Source organism: Mycolicibacterium frederiksbergense (genome assembly GCF_012223425.1).
Lineage (GTDB): Bacteria > Actinomycetota > Actinomycetes > Mycobacteriales > Mycobacteriaceae > Mycobacterium > Mycobacterium frederiksbergense.
This window is the reverse complement of sequence record NZ_CP038799.1, coordinates 4,207,860-4,228,433: the sequence shown is the minus strand read 5'-3', so window position 1 is coordinate 4,228,433 and position 20,574 is coordinate 4,207,860. Positions and strand designations below refer to the sequence as shown.

22 protein-coding genes and 1 pseudogene are annotated in these 20,574 nt (G+C 67.5%); 11 read left to right on the top strand and 12 right to left on the bottom strand.

The genetic code is table 11. The features are described 5' to 3' along the window. Positions 1–263: 263 nt before the first annotated feature. On the top strand, positions 264–1,547 hold the full coding sequence (locus tag EXE63_RS23565; RefSeq protein WP_372238610.1) for an IS256 family transposase: 1,284 nt from the start codon (positions 264–266) through the stop codon (positions 1,545–1,547). Here the strand turns inward: EXE63_RS23565 and EXE63_RS32540 are convergent. Next, positions 1,513–3,366: a hypothetical protein gene (locus EXE63_RS32540; RefSeq protein WP_209999905.1), complete on the bottom strand. Its 1,854-nt coding sequence runs from the start codon at positions 3,364–3,366 to the stop codon at positions 1,513–1,515. The genes EXE63_RS23565 and EXE63_RS32540 overlap by 35 nt on opposite strands. A gap of 205 nt (positions 3,367–3,571) precedes the next feature. Here EXE63_RS32540 and EXE63_RS23555 point away from each other — a divergent pair, with 205 nt between their 5' ends. Both EXE63_RS23555 and EXE63_RS23550 read left to right on the top strand, forming a co-directional pair. After that, complete coding sequence (locus EXE63_RS23555) at positions 3,572–4,177, top strand: TetR/AcrR family transcriptional regulator (protein WP_168143927.1); 606 nt, start codon at positions 3,572–3,574, stop codon at positions 4,175–4,177. Then, positions 4,174–5,079 (top strand): SDR family NAD(P)-dependent oxidoreductase, encoded by a 906-nt coding sequence (locus EXE63_RS23550; protein WP_168143926.1) that lies wholly within the window; start codon positions 4,174–4,176, stop codon positions 5,077–5,079. The genes EXE63_RS23555 and EXE63_RS23550 overlap by 4 nt, the downstream gene beginning before the upstream one ends. Here the strand turns inward: EXE63_RS23550 and EXE63_RS23545 are convergent. Beyond that, positions 5,058–5,825: a glutaminyl-peptide cyclotransferase gene (locus EXE63_RS23545; protein ID WP_168143925.1), complete on the bottom strand. Its 768-nt coding sequence runs from the start codon at positions 5,823–5,825 to the stop codon at positions 5,058–5,060. The two genes, EXE63_RS23550 and EXE63_RS23545, sit on opposite strands and share 22 nt — an antisense overlap. Before the next feature lie 76 nt (positions 5,826–5,901). Between EXE63_RS23545 and EXE63_RS23540 the strand changes: the two genes are divergently transcribed. After that, a complete protein-coding gene (locus tag EXE63_RS23540) occupies positions 5,902–6,195 on the top strand; it encodes a hypothetical protein (RefSeq protein WP_168143924.1) in 294 nt (97 codons plus the stop codon). 4 nt (positions 6,196–6,199) lie between these two features. Here the strand turns inward: EXE63_RS23540 and EXE63_RS23535 are convergent, their stop codons facing one another. Beyond that, a complete protein-coding gene (locus EXE63_RS23535; protein WP_168143923.1) occupies positions 6,200–6,832 on the bottom strand; it encodes a GIY-YIG nuclease family protein in 633 nt (210 codons plus the stop codon). A 469-nt stretch (positions 6,833–7,301) separates the two neighbouring features. Between EXE63_RS23535 and EXE63_RS33115 the strand changes: the two genes are divergently transcribed. From EXE63_RS33115 to EXE63_RS23525, 3 genes and pseudogenes are all read left to right on the top strand, one after another. Beyond that, positions 7,302–7,433, top strand: coding sequence for a beta-lactamase family protein (locus tag EXE63_RS33115; protein ID WP_234904248.1), 132 nt, complete (start codon positions 7,302–7,304; stop codon positions 7,431–7,433). Between the two features lie 181 nt (positions 7,434–7,614). After that, positions 7,615–7,872 (top strand): annotated as a pseudogene (locus tag EXE63_RS33110) (serine hydrolase); the annotation flags it as partial. A 345-nt stretch (positions 7,873–8,217) separates the two neighbouring features. Further along, positions 8,218–8,565 (top strand): hypothetical protein, encoded by a 348-nt coding sequence (locus tag EXE63_RS23525; RefSeq protein ID WP_168143922.1) that lies wholly within the window; start codon positions 8,218–8,220, stop codon positions 8,563–8,565. A gap of 77 nt (positions 8,566–8,642) precedes the next feature. Here EXE63_RS23525 and EXE63_RS23520 read toward each other — a convergent pair whose 3' ends face one another. Then, positions 8,643–9,524 (bottom strand): LLM class flavin-dependent oxidoreductase, encoded by an 882-nt coding sequence (locus EXE63_RS23520; protein ID WP_168145736.1) that lies wholly within the window; start codon positions 9,522–9,524, stop codon positions 8,643–8,645. A gap of 136 nt (positions 9,525–9,660) precedes the next feature. Between EXE63_RS23520 and EXE63_RS23515 the strand changes: the two genes are divergently transcribed. From EXE63_RS23515 to EXE63_RS23505, 3 genes are all read left to right on the top strand, one after another. After that, a complete protein-coding gene (locus tag EXE63_RS23515) occupies positions 9,661–10,968 on the top strand; it encodes a sensor histidine kinase (protein WP_168143921.1) in 1,308 nt (435 codons plus the stop codon). Next, entirely contained in the window at positions 10,956–11,600 is a 645-nt protein-coding gene (locus tag EXE63_RS23510) for a response regulator transcription factor (protein ID WP_168143920.1), read from the top strand. The genes EXE63_RS23515 and EXE63_RS23510 overlap by 13 nt, the downstream gene beginning before the upstream one ends. 100 nt (positions 11,601–11,700) lie before the next feature. Then, the gene (locus EXE63_RS23505) at positions 11,701–12,498 is read left to right on the top strand and encodes a DUF4097 family beta strand repeat-containing protein (RefSeq protein WP_168143919.1); all 798 of its coding nucleotides are present in this window, start codon (positions 11,701–11,703) and stop codon (positions 12,496–12,498) included. Between the two features lie 90 nt (positions 12,499–12,588). On the opposite strand, the gene EXE63_RS23500 is transcribed toward EXE63_RS23505, so the two are convergent. From EXE63_RS23500 to EXE63_RS23485, 4 genes are read right to left on the bottom strand one after another with little or no spacing between them, the layout of a single operon-like run. Then, positions 12,589–13,065, bottom strand: a complete 477-nt coding sequence (locus tag EXE63_RS23500) for an Rrf2 family transcriptional regulator (RefSeq protein ID WP_168143918.1) — start codon at positions 13,063–13,065, stop codon at positions 12,589–12,591. Between the two features lie 31 nt (positions 13,066–13,096). Further along, positions 13,097–13,786 carry a pyridoxamine 5'-phosphate oxidase family protein gene (locus tag EXE63_RS23495; RefSeq protein ID WP_209999903.1) on the bottom strand — a complete coding sequence of 230 codons (690 nt, stop codon included), beginning with the start codon at positions 13,784–13,786 and terminating at the stop codon, positions 13,097–13,099. 51 nt (positions 13,787–13,837) lie between these two features. Continuing rightward, positions 13,838–14,431: a hypothetical protein gene (locus EXE63_RS23490; protein WP_168143917.1), complete on the bottom strand. Its 594-nt coding sequence runs from the start codon at positions 14,429–14,431 to the stop codon at positions 13,838–13,840. A gap of 25 nt (positions 14,432–14,456) precedes the next feature. Next, the gene (locus EXE63_RS23485) at positions 14,457–15,053 is read right to left on the bottom strand and encodes a cysteine hydrolase family protein (protein ID WP_168143916.1); all 597 of its coding nucleotides are present in this window, start codon (positions 15,051–15,053) and stop codon (positions 14,457–14,459) included. Between the two features lie 77 nt (positions 15,054–15,130). Here EXE63_RS23485 and EXE63_RS23480 point away from each other — a divergent pair, with 77 nt between their 5' ends. Continuing rightward, positions 15,131–15,604 (top strand): DinB family protein, encoded by a 474-nt coding sequence (locus EXE63_RS23480; RefSeq protein ID WP_168143915.1) that lies wholly within the window; start codon positions 15,131–15,133, stop codon positions 15,602–15,604. Here EXE63_RS23480 and EXE63_RS23475 read toward each other — a convergent pair. The 4 genes from EXE63_RS23475 to EXE63_RS23460 form a co-directional block, all read right to left on the bottom strand. Then, entirely contained in the window at positions 15,601–16,338 is a 738-nt protein-coding gene (locus EXE63_RS23475) for a 3'(2'),5'-bisphosphate nucleotidase CysQ (RefSeq protein ID WP_168143914.1), read from the bottom strand. The two genes, EXE63_RS23480 and EXE63_RS23475, sit on opposite strands and share 4 nt — an antisense overlap. Further along, entirely contained in the window at positions 16,335–18,185 is a 1,851-nt protein-coding gene (gene cysN / locus EXE63_RS23470) for a sulfate adenylyltransferase subunit CysN (RefSeq protein ID WP_234904247.1), read from the bottom strand. Before cysN ends, EXE63_RS23475 begins: the two co-directional genes overlap by 4 nt. Before the next feature lies 1 nt (position 18,186). Further along, complete coding sequence (gene cysD / locus EXE63_RS23465; RefSeq protein ID WP_105366750.1) at positions 18,187–19,116, bottom strand: sulfate adenylyltransferase subunit CysD; 930 nt, start codon at positions 19,114–19,116, stop codon at positions 18,187–18,189. 90 nt (positions 19,117–19,206) lie between these two features. After that, positions 19,207–20,535, bottom strand: coding sequence for an MFS transporter (locus tag EXE63_RS23460; protein ID WP_168145733.1), 1,329 nt, complete (start codon positions 20,533–20,535; stop codon positions 19,207–19,209). Positions 20,536–20,574: the final 39 nt, after the last annotated feature.

Below are 20,574 nucleotides of genomic sequence, written 5' to 3'. Positions count from 1 at the left end.
CCTGGACTTGACCCAATTCCTGTCGGCAACCCACGTTCACATGCAGTGAGGCCCCAGCCTCCTCATACGATCTAGCACTGCTCCACCATTGAAAGGCGCATCGAGTTCGAGGTAACGGACGGCTCCGTTTGCCAGCCACTCGTCGATGACTTGACTGTTCCGTTGGAGCGTTGTGCTGACAGCTGCTGCTGCTTCGTGGGACTGTGGAAATAACGGTGTTTCCGGCACTGACACGCTGAGCGATGCTCGGCGAGAAAGGTGCCGTGATGACGACACTGGAAGATGTGGCGAAGAAGAAGGCGGCCGAGCAGTCCGCAGAGCAGAAGGCTGCGGTCGAGCTGGTCCGACTGGCCCAGGAACAAGGCCTGTCGCTGACCGGACCCGACGGGTTGATCAAACAGCTGACCAAGACAGTGCTCGAAACGGCTCTTAACGAGGAGATGACCGAGCACCTCGGCTACGAGAAACACGACCCGCCCGAGGCGGGGACTGGCAACATTCGCAATGGCACCCGATCCAAGACGGTGCTGACCGACACCACCGGCCCGGTCGAGATCGACGTGCCCCGGGATCGGGCAGCGACCTTCGAGCCGCAGATCGTCAAGAAGCGTCAACGCCGGCTGTCTGGGGTTGATGAGGTCGTGTTGTCGTTGTATGCCAAAGGGCTTACCACTGGGGAGATTTCGGCGCACTTCGCCGAGATCTACGGTGCGTCGGTGTCCAAGGAGACCATCAGCCGAATCACCGACAAGGTACTCGAGGAGATGAACGATTGGGCGGTGCGGCCTCTGGATGAGACCTACGCCGCGATCTTCATCGACGCGATCGTGGTGAAGGTCCGCGACGGCCAGGTCGCCAACCGGCCGTTCTACGCCGCGATCGGGGTCACCCTGGCCGGGGAACGCGACATCCTCGGATTGTGGGCCGGTACCGGCGGTGAAGGAGCGAAGTTTTGGATGAGCGTGCTCACCGATCTGCGCAACCGCGGGGTCAAGGACACGTTCTTCGTGGTCTGTGATGGTCTCAAGGGACTGCCCGAGGTGGTCGGCAACGTGTGGCCACAGGCGATCGTGCAGACCTGCATCATCCACTTGCTGCGCAACACATTTCGGCTCACATCCCGCAAGTACTGGGATGAGATTAAGCGCGATGTCAAGCCGATCTACACCGCGGTCAACGCTACCGCGGCACGGTCGGCGTTCGACGAGCTGACCGAGAAATGGGGGGAGCGTTACCCGGCGGTGATCCGGTTGTGGGACAACGCGTGGAGCGAGTTCATCCCGTTCCTGGACTATGACGTGGAGATCCGGCGGGTGATCTGCTCGACGAATGCGATCGAGTCGCTCAATGCTCGTTACCGCCGCGCGATCAAGGCCCGTGGGCACTTCCCATCCGAGCAGGCCGCGCTCAAGTGCCTCTATTTGGTGACCCGATCGCTGGACCCGACAGGTGTCGGCAGGGCACGATGGACTATGCGGTGGAAACCTGCCCTGAATGCGTTCGCAATCACCTTCAGCGACCGATTCCCGGCAGCCGAAACCTACTGATGGAAACCGCCGGAAACACCGTTAACGAGATAGTCCCTGCTTCGTCGATCGTGTCGAAAGAGGAGGCTGCCGGCAGCCGAGTTGTCTCCAGGCGTGCCGAGAGATCCTCCCATGTTTGGCCTACGTGACGCTCCATGAGGTGCCCACCGTTGGCCTCACTCGTAGCCAAGAGATGGGTAGCGTCCTCGACGCCGAACGAGGTAACTGGCCCTACATTGCTATCAACATGGGGAACTGACGGTGCGTCAGGCACTGAGTGGGCTGCGCCGCCGGCGGTGTCGGCGACGTCGTCGACCGCTCCAGTGGGGATGTCGTCGGAATGTCGCCCGGCCACGCCGAGGGCGTCCAGTCCGTGTTCGATGCCCTCGCCGAATAGCTTGCCTCCCGGGATCGGGGCCATGCCGGCGAGGTCGGTGCCGGCTTGGAGCTTGTCGGCGTCAGTGGCGTTGTCATAGTCGGTGACCACGTCGTACATGTTGGCCACGTCTGGCATCGTGGCATCCCAGGCGGTTTTGGCGGCGTCCTTGGTGCCCTCGGTCAGCGCGTCGGTGGCGCGGTCGAGGACCGGCGGCTCGGCCGGGAACGCCTGCACGTCGGCGTTGGCCGGCAGGTCGGATACCGCTGCGGTCGGCAGGCCGGTTTCGGCGGCGGCCTCATTGAGCGAGACGAGTAGGTCGCGCTGTTCGGTGAGTTCGGCGCGGGCGTCGAACACGTCCTGTGCCAGGGGAACCGCTTCGCCGGTGCGAGGGCCAGGGCCCGCTCCGTCCATGTAGTCCTGTCGGGCGGTGGAATCGGCGGCGGCCTGCGCAGCGGCGAGGTTCTGTTCGGCTGCGGTGACTCTGGCGTGTTGTTGCTCGATCACCGACGGGTCGGCATTGACGATCGGCGACTCCAGCGGCGACTTCGTGTAGCGGGGATCGCCGGGCTTACCTGTTCCGGTGTGCGGATTGAGGATCTGCTCGGCCAGTGTCGGCGACTCGGGCACCGGCTGGCCCGCCACTTTGTCCAGGGCCTCATTGAGGGTCTCGGGCTGATCCGGATCGGTGGTCTTCTCGGGGACCAGGAACTCGTCGAGCGGACCCTTCGAGGCATCATCAGCCGCGGTCGCGGCGTCGGGCTTCGGTGCACCTTCCGCACCGGGCTCCGCCTCGGCTGTGGCCTCCGGCGGGAGCAGCATGTCCTCCCACGACTTCGCGGGCTTATCGCCGTCCGGACCGGAGGCCTCGGTCTTACTGTCGACCAGCTGGATCGTCGGGTCGCCGCCAGTCTCGCCTTCGCCGTCGAACCGGATCCCCTCCAAGTCAGCAGCTTTGGCCTGCAACTGCGACCCGGCGAGGCTGTCGGCCTGGACGAGGCGCTCGGCAGTCCAGCGAATGTCCTCGGCGTGCTCCATGGCGGCGGTCGCGCGAGCTGCGGCGGCTTCCTCGTCGCATGGACGGTTGTCTGTGACCGAGAGGTCATCTCCGACGGTGAAGTCGTCGCTCTCGGCCGCGGTGATGGCCGCCAGCACCTCACGTTGCGCAGAGTTGATGTCGCTGACGGCGCTCTCGGCGGCGCCGGCGGCTGCGAGAAGTACCTCGTTCTGGGTGCCGACGACGGCGATGTCACGGGCGACTCGGTCCAGCGCGGCGTCTTTCGCGTCGCCCTCCCAGGTTGTGCCACCCGGGGACGAGATGTTCTGCCGATGCTGATCGAAGGCGTCCTCCGACGCCTCGGCTGCCGCACGCCAGCTGGTCGCGGCGTCAGCAAGATGACTGGTGGTCCAGGCCTCGATCTCCGAACGCGTGGGTATGGCGACCGCCGGGGCAGCCGTGCTCACACCTCCACCGACGTGATGGCATCCGATCCGTCGGAGTCGGTCCGGGCATAGGCGGCGGCACCGGTCGAGATGTCACCCGCCTGGCCGGTAATCCGTGCAGATTGGCGACCCTGCAATGCGGTCAGCGCGGCGTACCTATCCTGCCCGCCGGTCGGCTCTCTGCTACCGTGTCTGTAACGATCCTTACAGACAGGAATCGACGCCGATGACACCGACCAAGCGCCAACGCCAGGGCGAGGACTCCCGCGAGGTGATCCTCGACGCGACCGAGCGACTGATGTCCACCCAGGGCTACGCGGCCACCTCGATCAGCCACATCCGCCGAGAAACCGGCCTGCCCGCCAGTTCCATCTACTGGCACTTCGGCTCCAAGGAGGGCGTGCTGGCCGCCGTCATGGAGCGCGGCGCCGAGCGGTACTTCGCGCAGATCCCGCGCAACAGCCCCGATATCGAGACCCAACGAGCCGCCGTCGCGAAACTCATGGTCGCCAACCCGGACTTCTTCCGGCTGATGTACATGTTGTCGCTCGAACGCGGCGACCATCCCGCCGTGGCTGCGGCGATCCGGCGGGTCCGCGACACCGCGATCGCCGGATTCGCCGAGGTGATCCGCCAGATGCTGCCCGACGGCGTGACACCGGAGCAGGCCGAACGGGTGGTCACCGAACTCGCCGCCGTCGCCACCGCGATGTCGGACGGCGTGTTCTTCGCCGAGCAGCTCGAACCCGACTCTACCGATGTCGACCGGATGTACGTCCGGTTGATCCAAGCCGTCGAGGCGCTGATCCCAATCCTGTTGGAGGAGAAATGAACACCAGATCGGTCATCATCACCGGGGCCAGCGCAGGCCTGGGACTCGAGTGCGCACGTGCGATCCTGACACGCGACGAATGGCATGTCGTGCTGGCCGTCCGCGACGTGTCTCGTGGAGAGGCGGCCGTCGCCCAGCTCGGCTCCCCCGACCGGTGCACGGTGCTGGCCTGTGATCTGGCGTCGCTGCGTTCGGTGCGCGACTTCACCGTCGCGTTCGCTGCAGCCGGCCTGCCGCCGTTGCACGCGGTCGTCGGCAACGCAGGCCTTCAGGTGGTGTCCGCCCTCCAACAGACCGAAGACGGTGTGGAGACGACGTTCGGTGTCAACCATCTGGGGCACTTCGCGCTGATCGAGGGGCTGCGTGAGCACCTCGTCACGCCGGCCCGGATCGTGATGGTCGCCAGCGGAACTCACGATCCCAAGAAGTTCACCGGGATGCCACACCCGCACTACACCTCGGCGGCGGCACTCGCCCACCCGCAGCCCGGCGAGCCGGTCGACGGCCGGCGTCGCTACACCACCTCGAAGCTGTGCAATGTGCTCTACACCTACGAAATCGACCGCCGGCTCGGCCACGGCGCCCAGGGCGTCACCGTCACGGCATTCGACCCCGGACTGATGCCGTCCTCGGGTCTGTCCCGCGACTACACCCCGGCGCAAAAAGTATTGTGGCGCATCGTGTCTCCGCTGCTACGCGCGCTGCCCAACGTCAACTCCGTCGCGATATCGGGGGCACGGTTGGCCGCGCTGGCCACCGACCCGGAGTTCGACGGGGTCACCGGTGAGTACTTCGAGGGCGCCACACCGATCCGGTCCTCGATGGAGTCCTATGACACCGACAAGGCACGCGACCTGTGGGAGACGAGCGCACAGCTGCTCTACGGCAGCAGCACCCGGTAGCTCTGCGGCCATTCCTTGCCACTGATCAGGTACTCAGAGCCGGCGATGTGCGCGATCCCGCTGACGACCAGCCGTGAATTGCGTTGCTCGGCGGGCCAGAGCGTGGAGACGTCGGCGACCAGATTCACCACCCCGGTCCCGGGATCGATCCGGACGAAGGTGTCGTCCGGCCACGCGGCCGCCCACACCTGGCCGTTGACGCACTCGAGTTCGTTCAGACCGCTCAGGGGTTGACCGTCGCGGGTCACCTGGATGCTGCCGGTTTCGGTGAAGGCCGGATCGAAGAACCGCAGCCGGTCGCTGCCGTCGCTCGCGATGAAACGGGCTCCGTCATGACACAGGCCCCAGCCCTGCCCCTGAATGGGTACCTCGCGACGCGGCGTGAACGTCGCCTTGTCCCATTCGATGGCAACGCCGTCCCGATAGGTCAGCTGCCAGATGCTGTCCCCCACGACGGCGATGCCCTCCCCGAAATAGTCATTCGGCAGCGGCACCGCGCGGATCACCGCTCCCGTGGCCGGATCAACTTGCCGCAGTTCCGATTTGCCCACCTCGCCGGTGGCCTCATACAGCGCCGGGCCATCGAACTCCAGCCCCTCGCTGTAGGCGCCGGGATCATGGGGCACCACCGCCACCACGGTGGGCACGATGACGGGCACGGGTTCGGCCTGCGCCACGGGTGCGACGACCACCGTCCCGGCGAGAACCAGAGATGTCAGCACCGACCGGGAAGCAACTCGCCACATGGCTCCGTTCTACCCTGCTGCCTTCGAGCGCGCTCGAAGGCAGGTCGATAACGCGCCCCGCGGCTACGATCTGCTGATGTTTCGCATCGACGGAATCAACGGAGAGAGCATCGTGATCGACGGCGTGTGGGTGGAGAAACTGCGTGCCAACAACTCGATCGGACGCAATCCCGCCGACAAGTACGCGGGCACCGAGGTCAAGGAGTTCAGCCGGCGCAAGAAACTGTTCGGTGGCGACCGCGAGGAGCTTCTGCAGCTCACGATCTCGGTCGGCACGTTCTATTCGTTGATGGTTCCCGCCGACCGGCGCGCAGAGGTGGACGCGCTGCTCGCCGAACTCAAGGCGGCGCGCCAGCGAGCGACGTCCTAGCCGGCTAAGTCCACTCCGCCAGCACGCGCATCTTGCCGGCCTTCACCCCGGCGTCCTTGCGGAGCCTCTTGAGTTCCGGGGCGAAGGCGTTGCGGTCGTTGTCCTGGAAGTTCAGCGGCAGCACCAGCGCACTGATCAGCTTGGGTTCCAGGAACCACGGCTCGGGATGCAGCACCCAGGAGACCGCGGCGTTCTCGGCCATCCACTGGGTCAGGACGGCCTCGCCGCCGGCGAAGGTCTGCCTTTTGCCCGAGCCGATCCGGCGCAGCGCGAAGCCGAGCTGCTCACCGAGCAGCACGCCGAGCGATTTGCGCAGCGTGGACCCGTCTGCGCCGGCATTGCTCGCACCGAAGTGGTACCGGATGCGTTTGCGCAGATCCTGGGGAGCGCGCGGCTTGCCGTCGGCCCGCGGCGGCCCGGGGCTGATACCGACGTACAGCAACGTGAATCCGTCACGTTGTTCGCAGCCGGCGGTGTCGATACCGCCCGGAATCTCGCGGAACCACCACCCGTAGGCACCGGCCGCGGCGGGCACCACATCCAGGTCGCGGAACACCTCATCCCGCGTATACAGCTGAGCAGCAAGGAAATTCGCCACCGCGGCGGCACTCTTCTTCGCGGATATCGACTCAGCCATGTCCCTCAGCCTAGCCGCCTAGACCGAGAGGGCACCCGCCGCGTTGATCGCGTGGTTCTCCGCGATCACCTGGGTGACCACCGCGACCACCGGTTTGGGTGTCCAATCCTCCCGGAACAGACCCATGGTGGCCTGATCGGGGAAGTCGTGACCGTAGTCGGCGACGGTGTGGATGAATGATCTTCTTGTGACCGTGCACAGCCACCGAGACAGCGTTTGCGAAAGGTGCGTCGATCGGCCCGACCCGCTACCCGCGGCATAGCCGGAGATCGGCTCTCACCAGCCAATAAACCCACCCTCTCACCGCCATCTTGATTTAGTCGGACTACGCTCTGTCGCGAGAAGCGAGGTCGTCCGTGCGTGGCATCCGGTTTGCCGTCACCATCGCCCTGCGCTCTCATGGCGGTGTGCGGGCCCGTCGCACCGCCCGCCTCCGCCTAGCCGGAGTTGAGCGCCGGCCGGTACCGCCGTGCTGCAGCTGGTGGATCAAGGCCGCATCAGCCTCAGCCATCCGACCTCGCGTTACGTCGGCGGTGTCCCCGACGGCGACACGATCACCCTGGACATGCTGGGACGCATGCGCAGCGGCCCGTTCGACTAAGCGATGACGGCGCTTTCGTCGGCGCGCTCCTGGCCGAGTCCTCCGGCGGACCCGACGCCTTCGCTCAGACTCCGTAGCGACTGGTCGACGTCGCCTTCTCGCACCCGCCCCATTTCGCGCCGGGCTCGGACTATCGGTACAGCAACACCAACACCGTGCTCCGGCACTTGTCGTCCAGAAGATTAGCGGCCTGCCGTTCGGTGAATACCTGCGGCAGCACATCTTCGTACCCGCCGGGCTCTCCCGGACCTCCTACCCCGACAACGGGGCACTAACCGGCCCGCACACGCACGGCTACCTGGAGCTGCCGGACGGTCCTGTCATTGACGCGACGTTCTGCAATCCGTCCTGGGCCGACGCTGCCGGCAAGATCGTGTCGACCACCGCGGACTTGAGCAGGTGGGCAAGAACGCTGGGCACCGGTGCGCTGTTGAGGCCCGAAACTCAGGCGCTCCGGTTGGCCGCCCCAGCCCCCCGGGTTCACGACGGTACTGGTCTATCTGCCGGAAATGGATGCGACGCTGTCGGTTTCGGTCAACTCCGATGTCCCCGAGGACCATGCGGCCACAGATCGCCAAGGCCGTGACAGCGCTCGTCACGCCCGAGCACGTCTATGACCTCACCGGCGCCTGAGGAGAGGACGCCGTTCCTGACAGTTAGTCAGCCGCCGCCTGTGAAGTGGTTGGGAATAGCCTTGCCCACCCGCCGTTGTGGCGCTTTCGGGCCGTAGCGTTCCCAGGTATCCGGCCTCCACAGGCCGCCAGACCAAAGGGGACACCCAGAGATGATTGCCACCACGAAGATCACCGCCTTCGGTCTCGGCACCTTCGCCGCCACCGCGGCGTTCATGAGCATCGGTAGTGCGGTCGCCAACGCTGACGTCACCGAGGTGGCACCCTCCCCGCGGGTCACCAGCCGCCAGGCGTTGCTGATCGACGACAACGCCCTGCGCTCCGCCGACTACGGGGAGGCGCGCGGCCTGGGTGAGACCAGGAATGGCGATCTGGGTGTGGTGAACGCCCAAGGCGAGGTCCACGACTCCACCAAGGCGGTTGTCGGCTCCAAGGCTGCGCCGTTCAACCTCGAATCGAATGGCTCCTTCGTGTTCGACCCGCCGATCGGCGCATGGTGATCGAACACTCGACACCGCCCGAACAACACTGTAAGTCCGTTCAGTCGCGACGTTCCGGGACTGGCCGTGGTTTCGGTCTAGCCGAGATCGCCGATCACCTCGGCGACGCGGTGCACCTGCTCGATGTCATCCGATGTCGGGATCAGGTGCACCTCGTCGGCGCCGATGCTCTCGAAACGGCGCAGCACGGCGAGTAGTTCGTCCTGGCTGCCCGACCATCCCGTGGTCGGGGCTATCGCGTCGACGAACTCCTCGGGGATCCAGTTCATGTACCGCAGCAGGTGATGGCGCACCTGCTCGCGCGCAGCGTCCGGTTCACCGATCGCGAACCAGAACGACGTCGCCAGATGCGGTTTCGGCTTCCCTGCCGCATCCCAGGCCTCCCGGGCCACGTCGAACAGGGCATTCTGCTGGTCGGCGTCGAGGTCCAGGGTGGTGCCCGCCAGCCCGGCCGCCCAGCCCGCCGCGCTGCGCACCGTCTTGGGGCCGATGGTGCCCACCAGCAGCTCGGGACCGCCCGGTTGCACCGGCGGCGGACCCACCGGCAACACCGAGTCGGTGACCTTCTCCCCCGCCCAGACCCGCTTCATCACCGCGACCCGCTCGGCCATGGCGCGCATGGTCTGAGTGGCGGTGTCGGCGCCGACCGCCTCGTAGTCCTCGTGTCTGCCACCGACGCCCAGGCCCACCGTCAGGCGGCCACCGCTGAGCACATCACCGGTGGCCAGCGCCTTGGCCAGTGCCACCGGATCGTGCAGTTGCGGCACCACCACCGTCGTCACCAGCCGCACCCGGTCGGTCCAGGCGGCCAGCGCCCCGAGCAGCGTCATCGAGTCCGGGTTGTCGAAGGCGATACGTTCGCCCCAGCACAGCGACGAGAACGGGCCGTCATCGATCACCTTCGCCCAGGTCTTGAGGGTCACCGCGTCCAGGTCCGGTTCCATGACCGGCATCGTCATTCCGACTCGCACGTCGGCGATTCTGGCACGGGAGCGCCACATCGACACCGGGATCGGCCGATCCGGGGGTTAACCCCCACCAGGCCGGCGGGGAAACGCGGTGTTGCCGCGGCGCGGGAGTCCATAGGTTGGTGGCATGGTCGCCATCACGTCGGTTGCTCCCGTCACCGCCCCCGCGGAGCCTGCCCCCCAACAACGCTTCCGCCACATCGGCGTCGTGCCGACGGCGTCGATGATCACCGGCGCCGTCCTGGCCGTCGTGTGGTTCTGGATTCCACTGTCCATCATGGTCATCGGGATCTCGTCGATCTTCTCCATCGTCGGATTCCTGCTCGCGGGCGTGGTGTTCGTCTATCTGATGCGCGGAGTCGAACGAGTGGAACGGCTGCGCAGCGAAGCGGTTTTCGGCCTGCAGATCCCGGTGCCGGCGCGGGCACTGTCGCACCACACCGGATTTCAAGGGTGGGCCCACCAGCTGTGGCTCGACATCAGCAGTGCCCGGTTCTGGAAGGCGACCGGCCAGCACTTCCTGCGGATGACCTATGACCTACTGGTCACCGGGCTCGCGGTCGCGCTGCTCACCTTCGCCTTCCTCGGCCCGGCCGCCGCCCTGGCGATCCAGCGCAGCGATGACGACGCCGGGCTGCGGTTCATCTCGCCGGCGCTCGCGTGGCTACTCGCGGTGCTGGGGTTGGTGGCGGCGGTGGCGATCCTGGTCTTCGCGCCCGCCCTGGATGCCAGGATCGACCGCTGGCTGTTGTCGGCCTCGCCGACCGCGGCGCTCCAACACGAGGTGAGTGCGCTGTCGCAGGCGCGTGCGGGCGCGGTCACCTCCGCACAGACCGAACGGCACCGCATCGAACGCGATCTGCACGACAGCGTGCAGCCGCGACTGGTGTCGCTGGCCATGACCATCGGGCTGGCCCAGACGAAACTGGACACCGACCTGCCCACCGCACGCAAGCTGATCACCGAGGCCCACGGTGACGCGATGAGCGCACTGGCCGAGTTGCGCAACGTGGTGCGCGGTATCGCCCCGACCATCCTGGCCGATCGCGGTCTGGACGCCGCACTCTCGGCGGTGGTGCAGCGAACCGAAACCTCAGGTGTGCCCACCACTCTCGACATCCACCTGCCGGCCCGGCTGCCCGAGGAGGTCGAGGCGTGCGCCTACTTCGTCGTCGCCGAGGCGCTGACGAATGTGGCCAGGCACGCCGACGCCACCCAGGCGGTGGTGACGGTGCGCACCGACGAGGCCGCGAACACCCTGCACGTCTCGGTGTTCGACGACGGTCGCGGCGGCGCGCACATCGACACCGACGAGGATTCGACGGGCCTGCGCGGCCTGGCCGAACGGGTGCGGGCGGCCCGTGGCACCTTCACGGTGTCCAGTCCGGTCACCGGCCCCACGATCGTCACGGCGGTGCTGCCATGCGCATCGTGATCGCCGAGGACTCCGCGCTGCTGCGCGCCGGGATCGAACGCATCCTCGCCGATGCCGGGCATGAGATCGTCGCCGGCGTCCCGGATGCCACTGAGCTGCTGCGCATCGTCAACGACCAGAACCCCGATCTGGCCATCCTGGATGTGCGGATGCCGCCCTCCTTCACCGATGAGGGCATCCGCGCCGCCGCACTGCTGCGGTCCCAGAACCCGGATTCACCGGTACTGGTCCTCTCGCACTACGTCGAGGAGCGCTACGCCGCCGACCTGATCGCCTCGGACACAAAGGGTTTCGGCTACCTCCTGAAAGATCGGATCGCCGATGTACCGGCCTTTCTCGACGCCGTGCGGATCGTCGGCGCCGGCGGCACCGTATTGGACCCCGAGGTCGTGTCCCAGATCTTGGTGCGTTCGCGGCGGCGCGCCACGCTGGACGCGCTGACCCCGCGCGAGCAGGAAGTCCTGCAACTGATGGCCGAGGGCAAGACGAATTCGGCGATCAGTGCGGCCCTGCACATCTCGGTCGGCTCTGCCGAGAAGCACATCGCCTCCATCTTCGCCAAGTTGCAACTGGCTCCCGACGACAGCGAGAACCGGCGGGTGCTCGCGGTTCTGCGCTACCTCGAATCCTGATCCGTGCCGACCCCGAGAGGGAACCACATGACCACCACACTCACTCCCCCGGCCCGCCGCCCTGTCACCGGGCGGACGCACGGCGGCACGCGCCGCGCTGGTGATCGCGGCCGTCACCGTCATCGCGATCACCCTGGCCCTGCTGACTGCGGCCGCGGTGGGCCTGAGCGCGTTCCGGCTGGTCACCGACCATCGGGACCTACCCGCAAACATGCGTGCGCTCACGGTCGAGACCGCGTCATCTCCGATGGCGGTGCGCATCGTCAGCGACCGGGACGCCACCACACCGCGGGTGGATGTCCGCATGGTGACCACCGACCGTGGTGATCGCGAAGAGCTGACCGTCAGCACCGATGCGGGCGGCACCCTGCTGCGTGTCGACGCGCCGAGCAGCTTCCTGGCCTGGGGTGATCCCGGTGAACTCACCGTCACCGTGCCCCCGGAGTTGGGCCGCCAGTTGGCGGTGACGGTGCGTCAGGACAACGGCGTGCTGATCGCCGAGGCCGACCTGGACGAGCTGACCGCCACCACCACCGACGGCATGGTGCTGCTGCGCGGCACGGTGCGCCGGATCCAGGTACGCGCCCGGGACGGCGGAATTCATACCCGCCAACCGATCTCGGTCGGTGAGTCGTTCACCGCCGAGACACGGGACGGCGATGTGCAGGTGCGGTTCACCGACGCACCGCCGACAATCGAGGCCACCACCCGCGACGGTGACGTCGACCTCGCGCTGCCGACCCCGGGCCCCTACCTGGTGCGCGCCCAATCCGATGACGGCTCGGCGTCGGTGCGGGTGCCCCAGACCACCGATTCTGAGCGGGCGGCCGCCACGGTCACCGCGACCACGCGCGACGGTGAGATCTCGGTCGACACGCTGCGGTCCATCGGCCGCTGACGTGGCGGGCTGATGCAATGTCACCCTGAGAGCGCCGCCGTGGATATATATGCGCGGCGTCGCTCTCAGGGTGACATTGCGACAGGGCCCTCAGTTGGCCGCGTGGCCCCGGTCTGATTCCTGGTCCAGGTAGACGCGGGCCAGCGACCCGACATGCTCGGGAAGGGAGCCGGCGGCCACGTGGGCCAGGCTGGTTTCCTCCAGCACCGAACGCATACTGGCCCGCAGCGCCCGCCACACATCGGTCAGCGACGCCGTCGGACCCGAATACGGCAGGTCACCCAGCCCGATATCGCGGACGCTGGCCAGCGGCCCGTCGATACAGCGCAGCACGTCGGCGATGCTGATATCGGCGGCCGGGCGGGCCAGCGCGTAGCCGCCATCGCGGCCGCGATGGCTGCGCACCAGCCGATCGGTCCGCAGGTCCGACAGGATGTCGACCAGGAACTGCGCGGGAATGCCCTGCGCTTTGGCCAGGTCGTCGGTCTTCACCAGGCACCCGTCCTCGACGGTGGCCAGCTGGATCATGGCGCGGACGGCGTATTCCGCCTTCGCCGACATCCGCATACCGCGAATTGTGCCATTGCGGTCCCGCTGATCAGCGAAGTGGCGGTGCGGCGTTGCGCAGCGGACCGGTCATGGCGTGCACCGATGCGGGCAGCGGGGTCGCCGGATCGCAGTCCGGTGCGCGTTGCGGGGTGCCGTAGCCGACGGTCAGCGGCACCACCCCGGCCCAGGCGCCGGCGGCCACGTCGGACTCGGGGTCCTCGGGCCAGCCGGCGCTGACCTTCAGCGACCAGTTGTCGGCGACGATCGGCAGTCGCAGCGCGAGGCTGGCCGCGAGTTCCCGGTCGGTGCTGGCGCGCAACTCGGCCACCCGCCCGGGAATGAAGGCATCGGTCAGCGCTGCCAGATAGCGGTTCTTGTCCGCGTCGGGCACGACCGCGAATGTGCCGAACAGCGTCGCGCTGCGGTAGTGGAACGACGACTCGAAGCCGCTGCGCGCCACCATGACTCCGTCCAGCGTGGTCACCGACACCGCGGCCTGGGCGCCGGCCGCCAGCGCCCGCATCCACGGCGAACCGGTGGACCCGTGGATCACCAGATCGTCACCGAGGCGGGCGAATCCAGTCGGGAAGACCACCGGATGGCCATCGCGGATCAGCGCCACCGTCGCCAGCGGTGTGCTGTCGAGCAGATCGTCGAGCCCGTCGCGTTCGGTGCGTTGCTTCTCCCGCAACCGGCTGACCCGGGTGGACGGTTGACCTGCTGCGGGCTCGGTGTTCACGGGTACCAGCTTGGCCGCAGTCGTGCGGTTCTGCACGGTAATTTTCGGCGATCACCCGATTGCGCCGAGATCCGGCGGTGCCGCGAGTTCCGCATCGGACCACCGGGCCGCCGACGCATGTCCGAGGAGCAGCTTGGCGTAGAACACCGGGCCGAACCACGGCGCGGCGCTCGAGGGACCCAGCGCCCGGTCCAGGGCGACCCCACCCACTGTGGTCAGGACACCGAGCAGGCGGCGGTGCCGCGGCCGCGCGCGGATCACCAGTGTGGCGACCAGCAGGTACCCATAGTGCGTAGCCGCCCAGACGGTCGGGTTCGCCCGGTGGTGGCGGTCGATCCAGGCGTAGACCAGCGGATGCAGGTGCGCGGCGGCGAACGTCAGGTGATGCCGATCGGTCTGGCCGGACCGTTCGTACCAGCGCGCACACGCGCGGGTGTTGTTGGCCCACGCGCCGCCCCACAGGTCCACGGCCACACCGTCGAGCACCAGCCCGTCGGTGGCGCAGACGTCATGCCGGGACAGGCGGCGCGCCGCGAGCCCGCCCACCGCAGCGAGCGTCAGCGTGCAGATGTTGTCGGTGCGAGTGGCTTCGGGCCCGACGAAGTCATGCCACTGCCGGAGTATCCAGTCACGCGCTGCAGCCATGCCTACCTCGCCTGGCGCACGGTGTTCAGTCGGGCACCCCAGCGACGTCGGGGACCACCACGGCGAACAGGTCGGACAGGGCGGCCAGGCTGGCCGACTGCAGCGCGGCCGCGGCCACGGTCTCACCGCCCACGCCGGGCAGCGGCCGGGTGGCCGTGGCACTGGCGACGACCGTCGGGGCGTAGCCGAGGCTGAACGCGCCGCGCGCGGTGGAGTTGATGCACATATGCGTCATGAATCCGGCCAGCACCAGGTTGGTGGCGCCGACGGCCTTGAGGCGTTCGTCGAGATCGGTCTGCACGAACGAGTTCGGGAACTGCTTGACCACCACCGGCTCGCCGTCGCGCGGGGCGACGGAATCGACGATGGCTCCGACCTCCGCGGTGATGTCATAGGGCGAACCCGGCCCGCCGTTGTGCTGGATGTGGATGACCGGGATGCCCGCGGTGCGGGCCCGGTCCAGCAGCGCGGCGGTCTCCTCGAGCGCGGCCTGCACGCCGTCGAGTTCCATCACCCCGTAGGTGTAGGTGTTCTGGCAGTCCACCAGCACCAGCGCCGAATCCCGAAGCGGGGGCGGTGCAGACGGCAGGTCGACCAAGTTGCGCAGGGTGGGGCGACTCATGGGGTTCAGCCTAGTTGCCCTTGCCAGAACGGCAAGGGTGCTCCCTTCCGAGCACTGCCGTGCACCAGACTGGTGCGGTGCCGGCCCGACGACGCGATGTCCCACCGCCCCGAGCCGGCGGCAGTGAGGTCGAGACGCTGCGCGGTTTTCTCGACTATCTGCGGACCTCGCTGGCCGCGAAGGTGGACGGTGCCCCCGAACCGCAGGTGCGGACCGCCCTCGTGCCATCGGGCACCAATCTGCTCGGTCTGCTCCACCATGTCACCTGTGTCGAACGCTGGATCTTCCTCGGCGACAGGGTCACCGATTGGCCGGCAACGTTTCACGCCGACCCCGGCGACACCGTGGCCGACATCGTCGACCGCTACCGGGCGGCGGTACGGGAGGCCAACGGTGTGCTCGACCGCTGTACCGATGTGGCAGATCCGGTGCCGGGAAAGGACTCCCCCAGCGTCCGCTGGGCGCTGACCCACATGATCGAGGAGACCGGCCGCCATGCCGGCCACGCCGACATTCTGCGCGAACTGATCGACGGCGCGACCGGACGCTAGTGCGACTTGGTGACCGCCAGCACCGCGTCGGCCAACTCGGGGCGGCACACGATAAGGTCGGGCAGCGACACGTTGGACTGGTTGTAGACCAGCCGGGACCCGTCGATCCGCGAGGTGAACAGCCCCGCCGCGCGGGCCACGGCGACCGGCGCCGCCGAATCCCACTCGTACTGACCGCCGGCATGCACGTAGACATCGGAGATGCCCTGCACCACGGAGGCGACTTTGGCTCCCGCAGAACCCATTTCGACCAGAGTGCCCCCGAGCGCCTCCCGCACCGCGAGCGCGACTGCGGGAGGCCGGGTGCGTGAGACCACGACGCGCGGTGCATCGGGCGCCGCCGGGGGTGCGATGACCGTCGGGGTGGCCAGCGTGACGCCCTGTGCGGGCAATGCCACCGCACCGGCGACCAGTTCACCCCGCTCCCACAGCGCCACGTGCACCGCCCAATCCTGGCGGCCGAGTTCGGAGAACTCACGGGTGCCGTCCAGCGGGTCGACGATCCACACCCGCTCGGCGCTCAGCCGGACCTTGTCGTCGGCGCCCTCCTCGGAGAGGACCGCGTCACCCGGCCGGTGCTCGGCCAGCGCGGCCATCAGGAAATCGTGGGACCGTTTGTCCCCCGCCGCCTTCCGGTCCGCGGACTCGGCGTCGGCGAACTCGGCGCGCACCTTCAGCAGGAGTTCACCGGCCTCGGTCGCGAGCCTGCCGGCGAGTTCGTGATCGTCGCTCATTCCCGACTACCCAACAGGTCGACCACCTGCTGCGCCAGTTCGTCCGCGGACTGCTCCGGCGTCAACCGCAGGTCCGGGTTCTTCGGTCGCTGGTAGGGGCTGTCGATACCGGTGAAGTGGGTGATCTCACCGCGGCGAGCCTTCGCATAGAGACCCTTGGGGTCGCGGCGTTCGCAGTCTTCCAGCGGGGTGTCGCAGAACACCTCGTAGAAGTCGAAGCCCTGCTCGGCGTGCACGGTGCGGGCCAGCTCGCGGTGCGCCTCCAGCGGGCTGATGGCCGGCACGAGCACGATCTGCCCCGAGTCGGCGAGCAGCGTCGCGATGTGCGCGAGCCGGCGCAGGTTCTCGGCGCGGTCATCCATCGAGAAGCCCAAGTCGGCGTTGAGCCCGTGACGCAGGTTGTCGCCGTCGAGCACATAGGCCGGCCGCCCGGCGGCCAGCAGCTTCTGCTCGACAAGCATTGCCACCGAGGACTTTCCGGAGCCGGACAGACCGGTGAACCACACCGTCGAGCCCTTGGACAGCCGGTCGTCAGCGCTCACCAGGTTCTGGTGACGCACCGCGTTGGGGCTTGCGGCGCGGTTGGCCGCCGGTTCGGTGTCGCGCACCATGCCCGCGGCAACGGTGCCGTTGTTGTCGGGATCGATGAGGATGAACGACCCCGTGGCCGGGTTGCGCGAATACTCGTCGAGTAGCAGCGGAACCTGGGTACGCAGCGTGACACGGCCGAGCTCGTTGAGCTTCAACGCTGTCGCGCTCTTGTCGCGATGCAGGGTGTTGACATCGAGTCGGTAGTCGAGTGCGGTCACCCGCGCCCTGGTGGTGCGGGTGGTGTGCTTGATGATGTAGTCGCGGCCCGGTTCGAGCGCCGCGCCGTCGGCCATCCAGCACACGGTGGCGTCGAACTCCTGCGTGACGTCGGGCTGATTGTTCGGCCGGGCGATCATGTCGCCACGGGAGATGTCGATATCGTCGGCGAGGCTGATCGACACCGCCATCGAGGTGAATGCCTCATCCACCGGACCTGACGGACCCGAGATCTCGGTGATACGAGTGGTTTTCCCCGCAGGCAGCACCACGACCTCGTCACCGGGACGCATGACACCGCCGGCGATGGTGCCCGCGTAGCTGCGATGGTCGGCGTGCTCGCGGGTTTGGGGCCGGATGACGTACTGCACCGGGAAGCGGACGTCGACCAGGTTGCGGTCACCGGCGACGTACACCTCTTCGAGGTGGTTCAGCAGCGCCGGACCCTCATACCAGGGCGCCACATCGGATTTGGTGACGACGTTGTCGCCGTTGAGCGCCGACAGCGGGATGGTGGTCACATCGTGAATGTCCAGACGCGCCGCGAACTCGTGGAAATCATCGCGGATCTTGTTGAACCGCTGCTCATCCCAATCCACCAGGTCCATCTTGTTGACGGCCAGCACGATGTGCTGGATACCCAGCAGCGAGGCCAGGAAGGCGTGCCGGCGTGACTGTTCCAGCAGCCCGTGCCGGGCGTCGACCAGCACGATCACCAACTGCGCCGTCGAGGCGCCCGTCACCATGTTGCGGGTGTACTGCACGTGCCCGGGGGTGTCGGCGATGATGAATTTGCGCTTGGCGGTGGCGAAGTACCGGTAGGCGACATCGATGGTGATGCCCTGCTCCCGTTCGGCGCGCAGCCCGTCGGTCACCAACGCCAGGTCGGTGTAGTCGTTGCCACGTTCCTTGGAGGTGCGCTCGACGGCGGCGAGCTGATCCTCCATGACGGCCTTGGAGTCGAACAGCAGCCGGCCGATCAGCGTCGACTTACCGTCGTCGACGGACCCGGCGGTCGCGATGCGAAGAAGCGTTGCCATATCAGAAATACCCCTCGCGCTTGCGATCTTCCATACCTGCTTCAGAGATGCGGTCGTCGGCGCGGGTCGCGCCGCGCTCGGTGAGTCGGGAGACCGCGGTCTCGGCGATCACCTCGGACACGGTGCCCGCCAACGATTCCACGCAACCGGTGCAGGTGACGTCGCCGACGGTGCGGAACCGCACGGTCTTCTCGATCACCGGCTCGTCCTTGCGCGGCTGCAGGAACTTGTGCACCGCCAGCAGCATGCCGTCGCGCTCGAACACCTGGCGCTGATGCGCGTAGTAGATGGACGGCAGCGTGATCTTCTCGGCCCCGATATAGGACCAGATGTCGAACTCGGTCCAGTTCGAGATGGGGAACGCACGGATGTGCTCGCCCTTGTGATGACGGCCGTTGTACAGGTTCCACAGTTCCGGTCGCTGCGCCTTCGGATCCCACTGCCCGAACTCGTCACGGAAGGAGAACACCCGCTCCTTGGCGCGGGCCTTCTCCTCATCGCGGCGGGCGCCGCCGAACGCGGCGTCGAACTTGTTCTCGCGGATGGCGCGCAGCAGCGTGAAGGTCTGCATCGGATTGCGCGACGGAATCGTCTCGACGACCCGGCCGGCGTCGATATCGTCCTGCACCTTGGCCACGACCAGACGCACACCGTGCTCGGCCACCATCTCGTCGCGGACCTGGAGCACCTCGTCGAAGTTGTGCCCGGTGTCGACGTGCATGACCGGGAACGGCAGCCGGCCGGGCGCGAACGCCTTGATGGCCAGGTGCAGCATGACGATGGAGTCCTTGCCGCCAGAGAACAGCAGGACCGGCTTCTCGAACTCCGCGGCCACCTCGCGGATGATGTGGATCGCCTCGGCCTCCAGCGCACGCAGGTGGCTGAGCTCGTAGCGGGCGGCTGCCGGGTCGAGGTCGGCGGAAGCCGTCATCGCATCTCCGTAAAGTTGGTAGATATGACCAGAATTGCAATCATGGTTGGGTATTAAACCGCCATGCGGCGCTGATGTCAACGATTCGGCTCACTGCCCGGTCACATGGGCACCGGCTGCACGGGGCAGCCGGAGCGATTCCACGAGCGTCACCGCGAGCACCGCCCCCAGCACCAGGAACGTCGCCGAATAGGACGCCAGCTGGCTCACCAGCAGGGCCGCCACCGCGATACCCAGACCGGCCGCCAGTTCCTGCACCGACGCGTTCAGCGTGTTGGCGTGGGTGAGGTCATCACCGTCGACGTCGGAGAACGCCAGGCTGTTGTAGGCGGTGAAGCCGATCGAGCGCAGGGCACCGCTGACATAGAGCACGATCCCGATGAGCACCACCGGCATGCCGGGGTGGACGAGCGCCAGCAGCCCGAAACACAGCACCGAGGCGATGCCGTTGACCACCAGCACCGCGCGGATCCCGAACCTGCGCATCAGCGGGGTGGTGGCCGGCTTGATGGTCAGGTTTCCTGCGAACAGCACGGCCACCATCAGCCCCGCCTGCAGCGGCGTCCACCCGAACTCCAGCACGAACTTCAGCGGTAACAGGAACGGCACCGCGGTGATCACCATCCGGTACAGCGACCCCGCGGTCACCGTGATGCGCAACGTCCGCACGCGCAGCACCGGAAGCTTGATCAACGGCGAGGCCGACCGCAGCAGATGCCACAACGCCAGTCCGAGCAGCACCGCCGCGCCCGCTCCGCAGGCACCCACCAGCAGCCAGTCCGTGCCGGCGAGGCGGATGCTCTCCAGCGCGATCAGCGCCGCCGCGATACCACCGCCGAGCAACACCATGCCCGGCCAGTCCAGCTTGCGGACCGAAGCGGCGGGACCGCCGCGAACCAGCTTGAGTGCCAACGCGAAACCGATGATGCCCAGCGGGATGTTGACGATGAAGATCCACCGCCAGCTGCCGACCGTCGCGATGCCGCCACCCAGCACCGGTGCGAGCACCGGGGCCGCCAGCGCCGGCCAGGTGAGCAGGGCGATCGCACGCACCAGATCGGATTTGGCGCTGTAGCGCAGCACCGCCAGCCGGCCGACCGGCACCATCATGGCGCCGCCGATGCCCTGCAGGATGCGCATCCCAACCAGCATCGGCAGCGAGGTGCTCAGCGCGCAGCCGACCGAGGCCAGGGTGAACACCGCGATCGCGGCCAGGAACACCCGCCGGATGCCGAACCGGTCGGCCATCCACCCGGTGGCCGGAATCAGCACCGCCACGGTGACCAGGTAGGCCGAGATCGCCACGTTCACGTCCACGGCATCCACGCCGAAGGACGCGGCGATCAGCGGGATGGCGGGAGTGATGATGGTGGCGTCGAGGATCTCCATGAAGAACGCGCCGGCCACCAACAGGGCCATCCCGCGGGGGAACGGCGGCCGGTGCTGGGGCGCTGACAC

Bases quoted from the DNA above. Each gene is read 5' to 3' on its own strand.
- EXE63_RS23555 (WP_168143927.1), top strand. From the start codon at position 3,572: ATGACACCGACCAAGCGCCAACGCCAGGGCGAGGACTCCCGCGAGGTG.
- EXE63_RS23550 (WP_168143926.1), top strand. From the start codon at position 4,174: ATGAACACCAGATCGGTCATCATCACCGGGGCCAGCGCAGGCCTGGGA.
- EXE63_RS23545 (WP_168143925.1), bottom strand. From the start codon at position 5,825: ATGTGGCGAGTTGCTTCCCGGTCGGTGCTGACATCTCTGGTTCTCGCC.
- EXE63_RS23540 (WP_168143924.1), top strand. From the start codon at position 5,902: ATGTTTCGCATCGACGGAATCAACGGAGAGAGCATCGTGATCGACGGC.
- EXE63_RS23535 (WP_168143923.1), bottom strand. From the start codon at position 6,832: ATGGCTGAGTCGATATCCGCGAAGAAGAGTGCCGCCGCGGTGGCGAAT.
- EXE63_RS23525 (WP_168143922.1), top strand. From the start codon at position 8,218: ATGATTGCCACCACGAAGATCACCGCCTTCGGTCTCGGCACCTTCGCC.
- EXE63_RS23520 (WP_168145736.1), bottom strand. From the start codon at position 9,524: ATGACGATGCCGGTCATGGAACCGGACCTGGACGCGGTGACCCTCAAG.
- EXE63_RS23515 (WP_168143921.1), top strand. From the start codon at position 9,661: ATGGTCGCCATCACGTCGGTTGCTCCCGTCACCGCCCCCGCGGAGCCT.
- EXE63_RS23510 (WP_168143920.1), top strand. From the start codon at position 10,956: ATGCGCATCGTGATCGCCGAGGACTCCGCGCTGCTGCGCGCCGGGATC.
- EXE63_RS23500 (WP_168143918.1), bottom strand. From the start codon at position 13,065: ATGCGGATGTCGGCGAAGGCGGAATACGCCGTCCGCGCCATGATCCAG.
- EXE63_RS23490 (WP_168143917.1), bottom strand. From the start codon at position 14,431: ATGGCTGCAGCGCGTGACTGGATACTCCGGCAGTGGCATGACTTCGTC.
- EXE63_RS23485 (WP_168143916.1), bottom strand. From the start codon at position 15,053: ATGAGTCGCCCCACCCTGCGCAACTTGGTCGACCTGCCGTCTGCACCG.
- EXE63_RS23475 (WP_168143914.1), bottom strand. From the start codon at position 16,338: ATGAGCGACGATCACGAACTCGCCGGCAGGCTCGCGACCGAGGCCGGT.
- cysN (WP_234904247.1), bottom strand. From the start codon at position 18,185: ATGGCAACGCTTCTTCGCATCGCGACCGCCGGGTCCGTCGACGACGGT.
- cysD (WP_105366750.1), bottom strand. From the start codon at position 19,116: ATGACGGCTTCCGCCGACCTCGACCCGGCAGCCGCCCGCTACGAGCTC.
- EXE63_RS23460 (WP_168145733.1), bottom strand. From the start codon at position 20,535: ATGGCCCTGTTGGTGGCCGGCGCGTTCTTCATGGAGATCCTCGACGCC.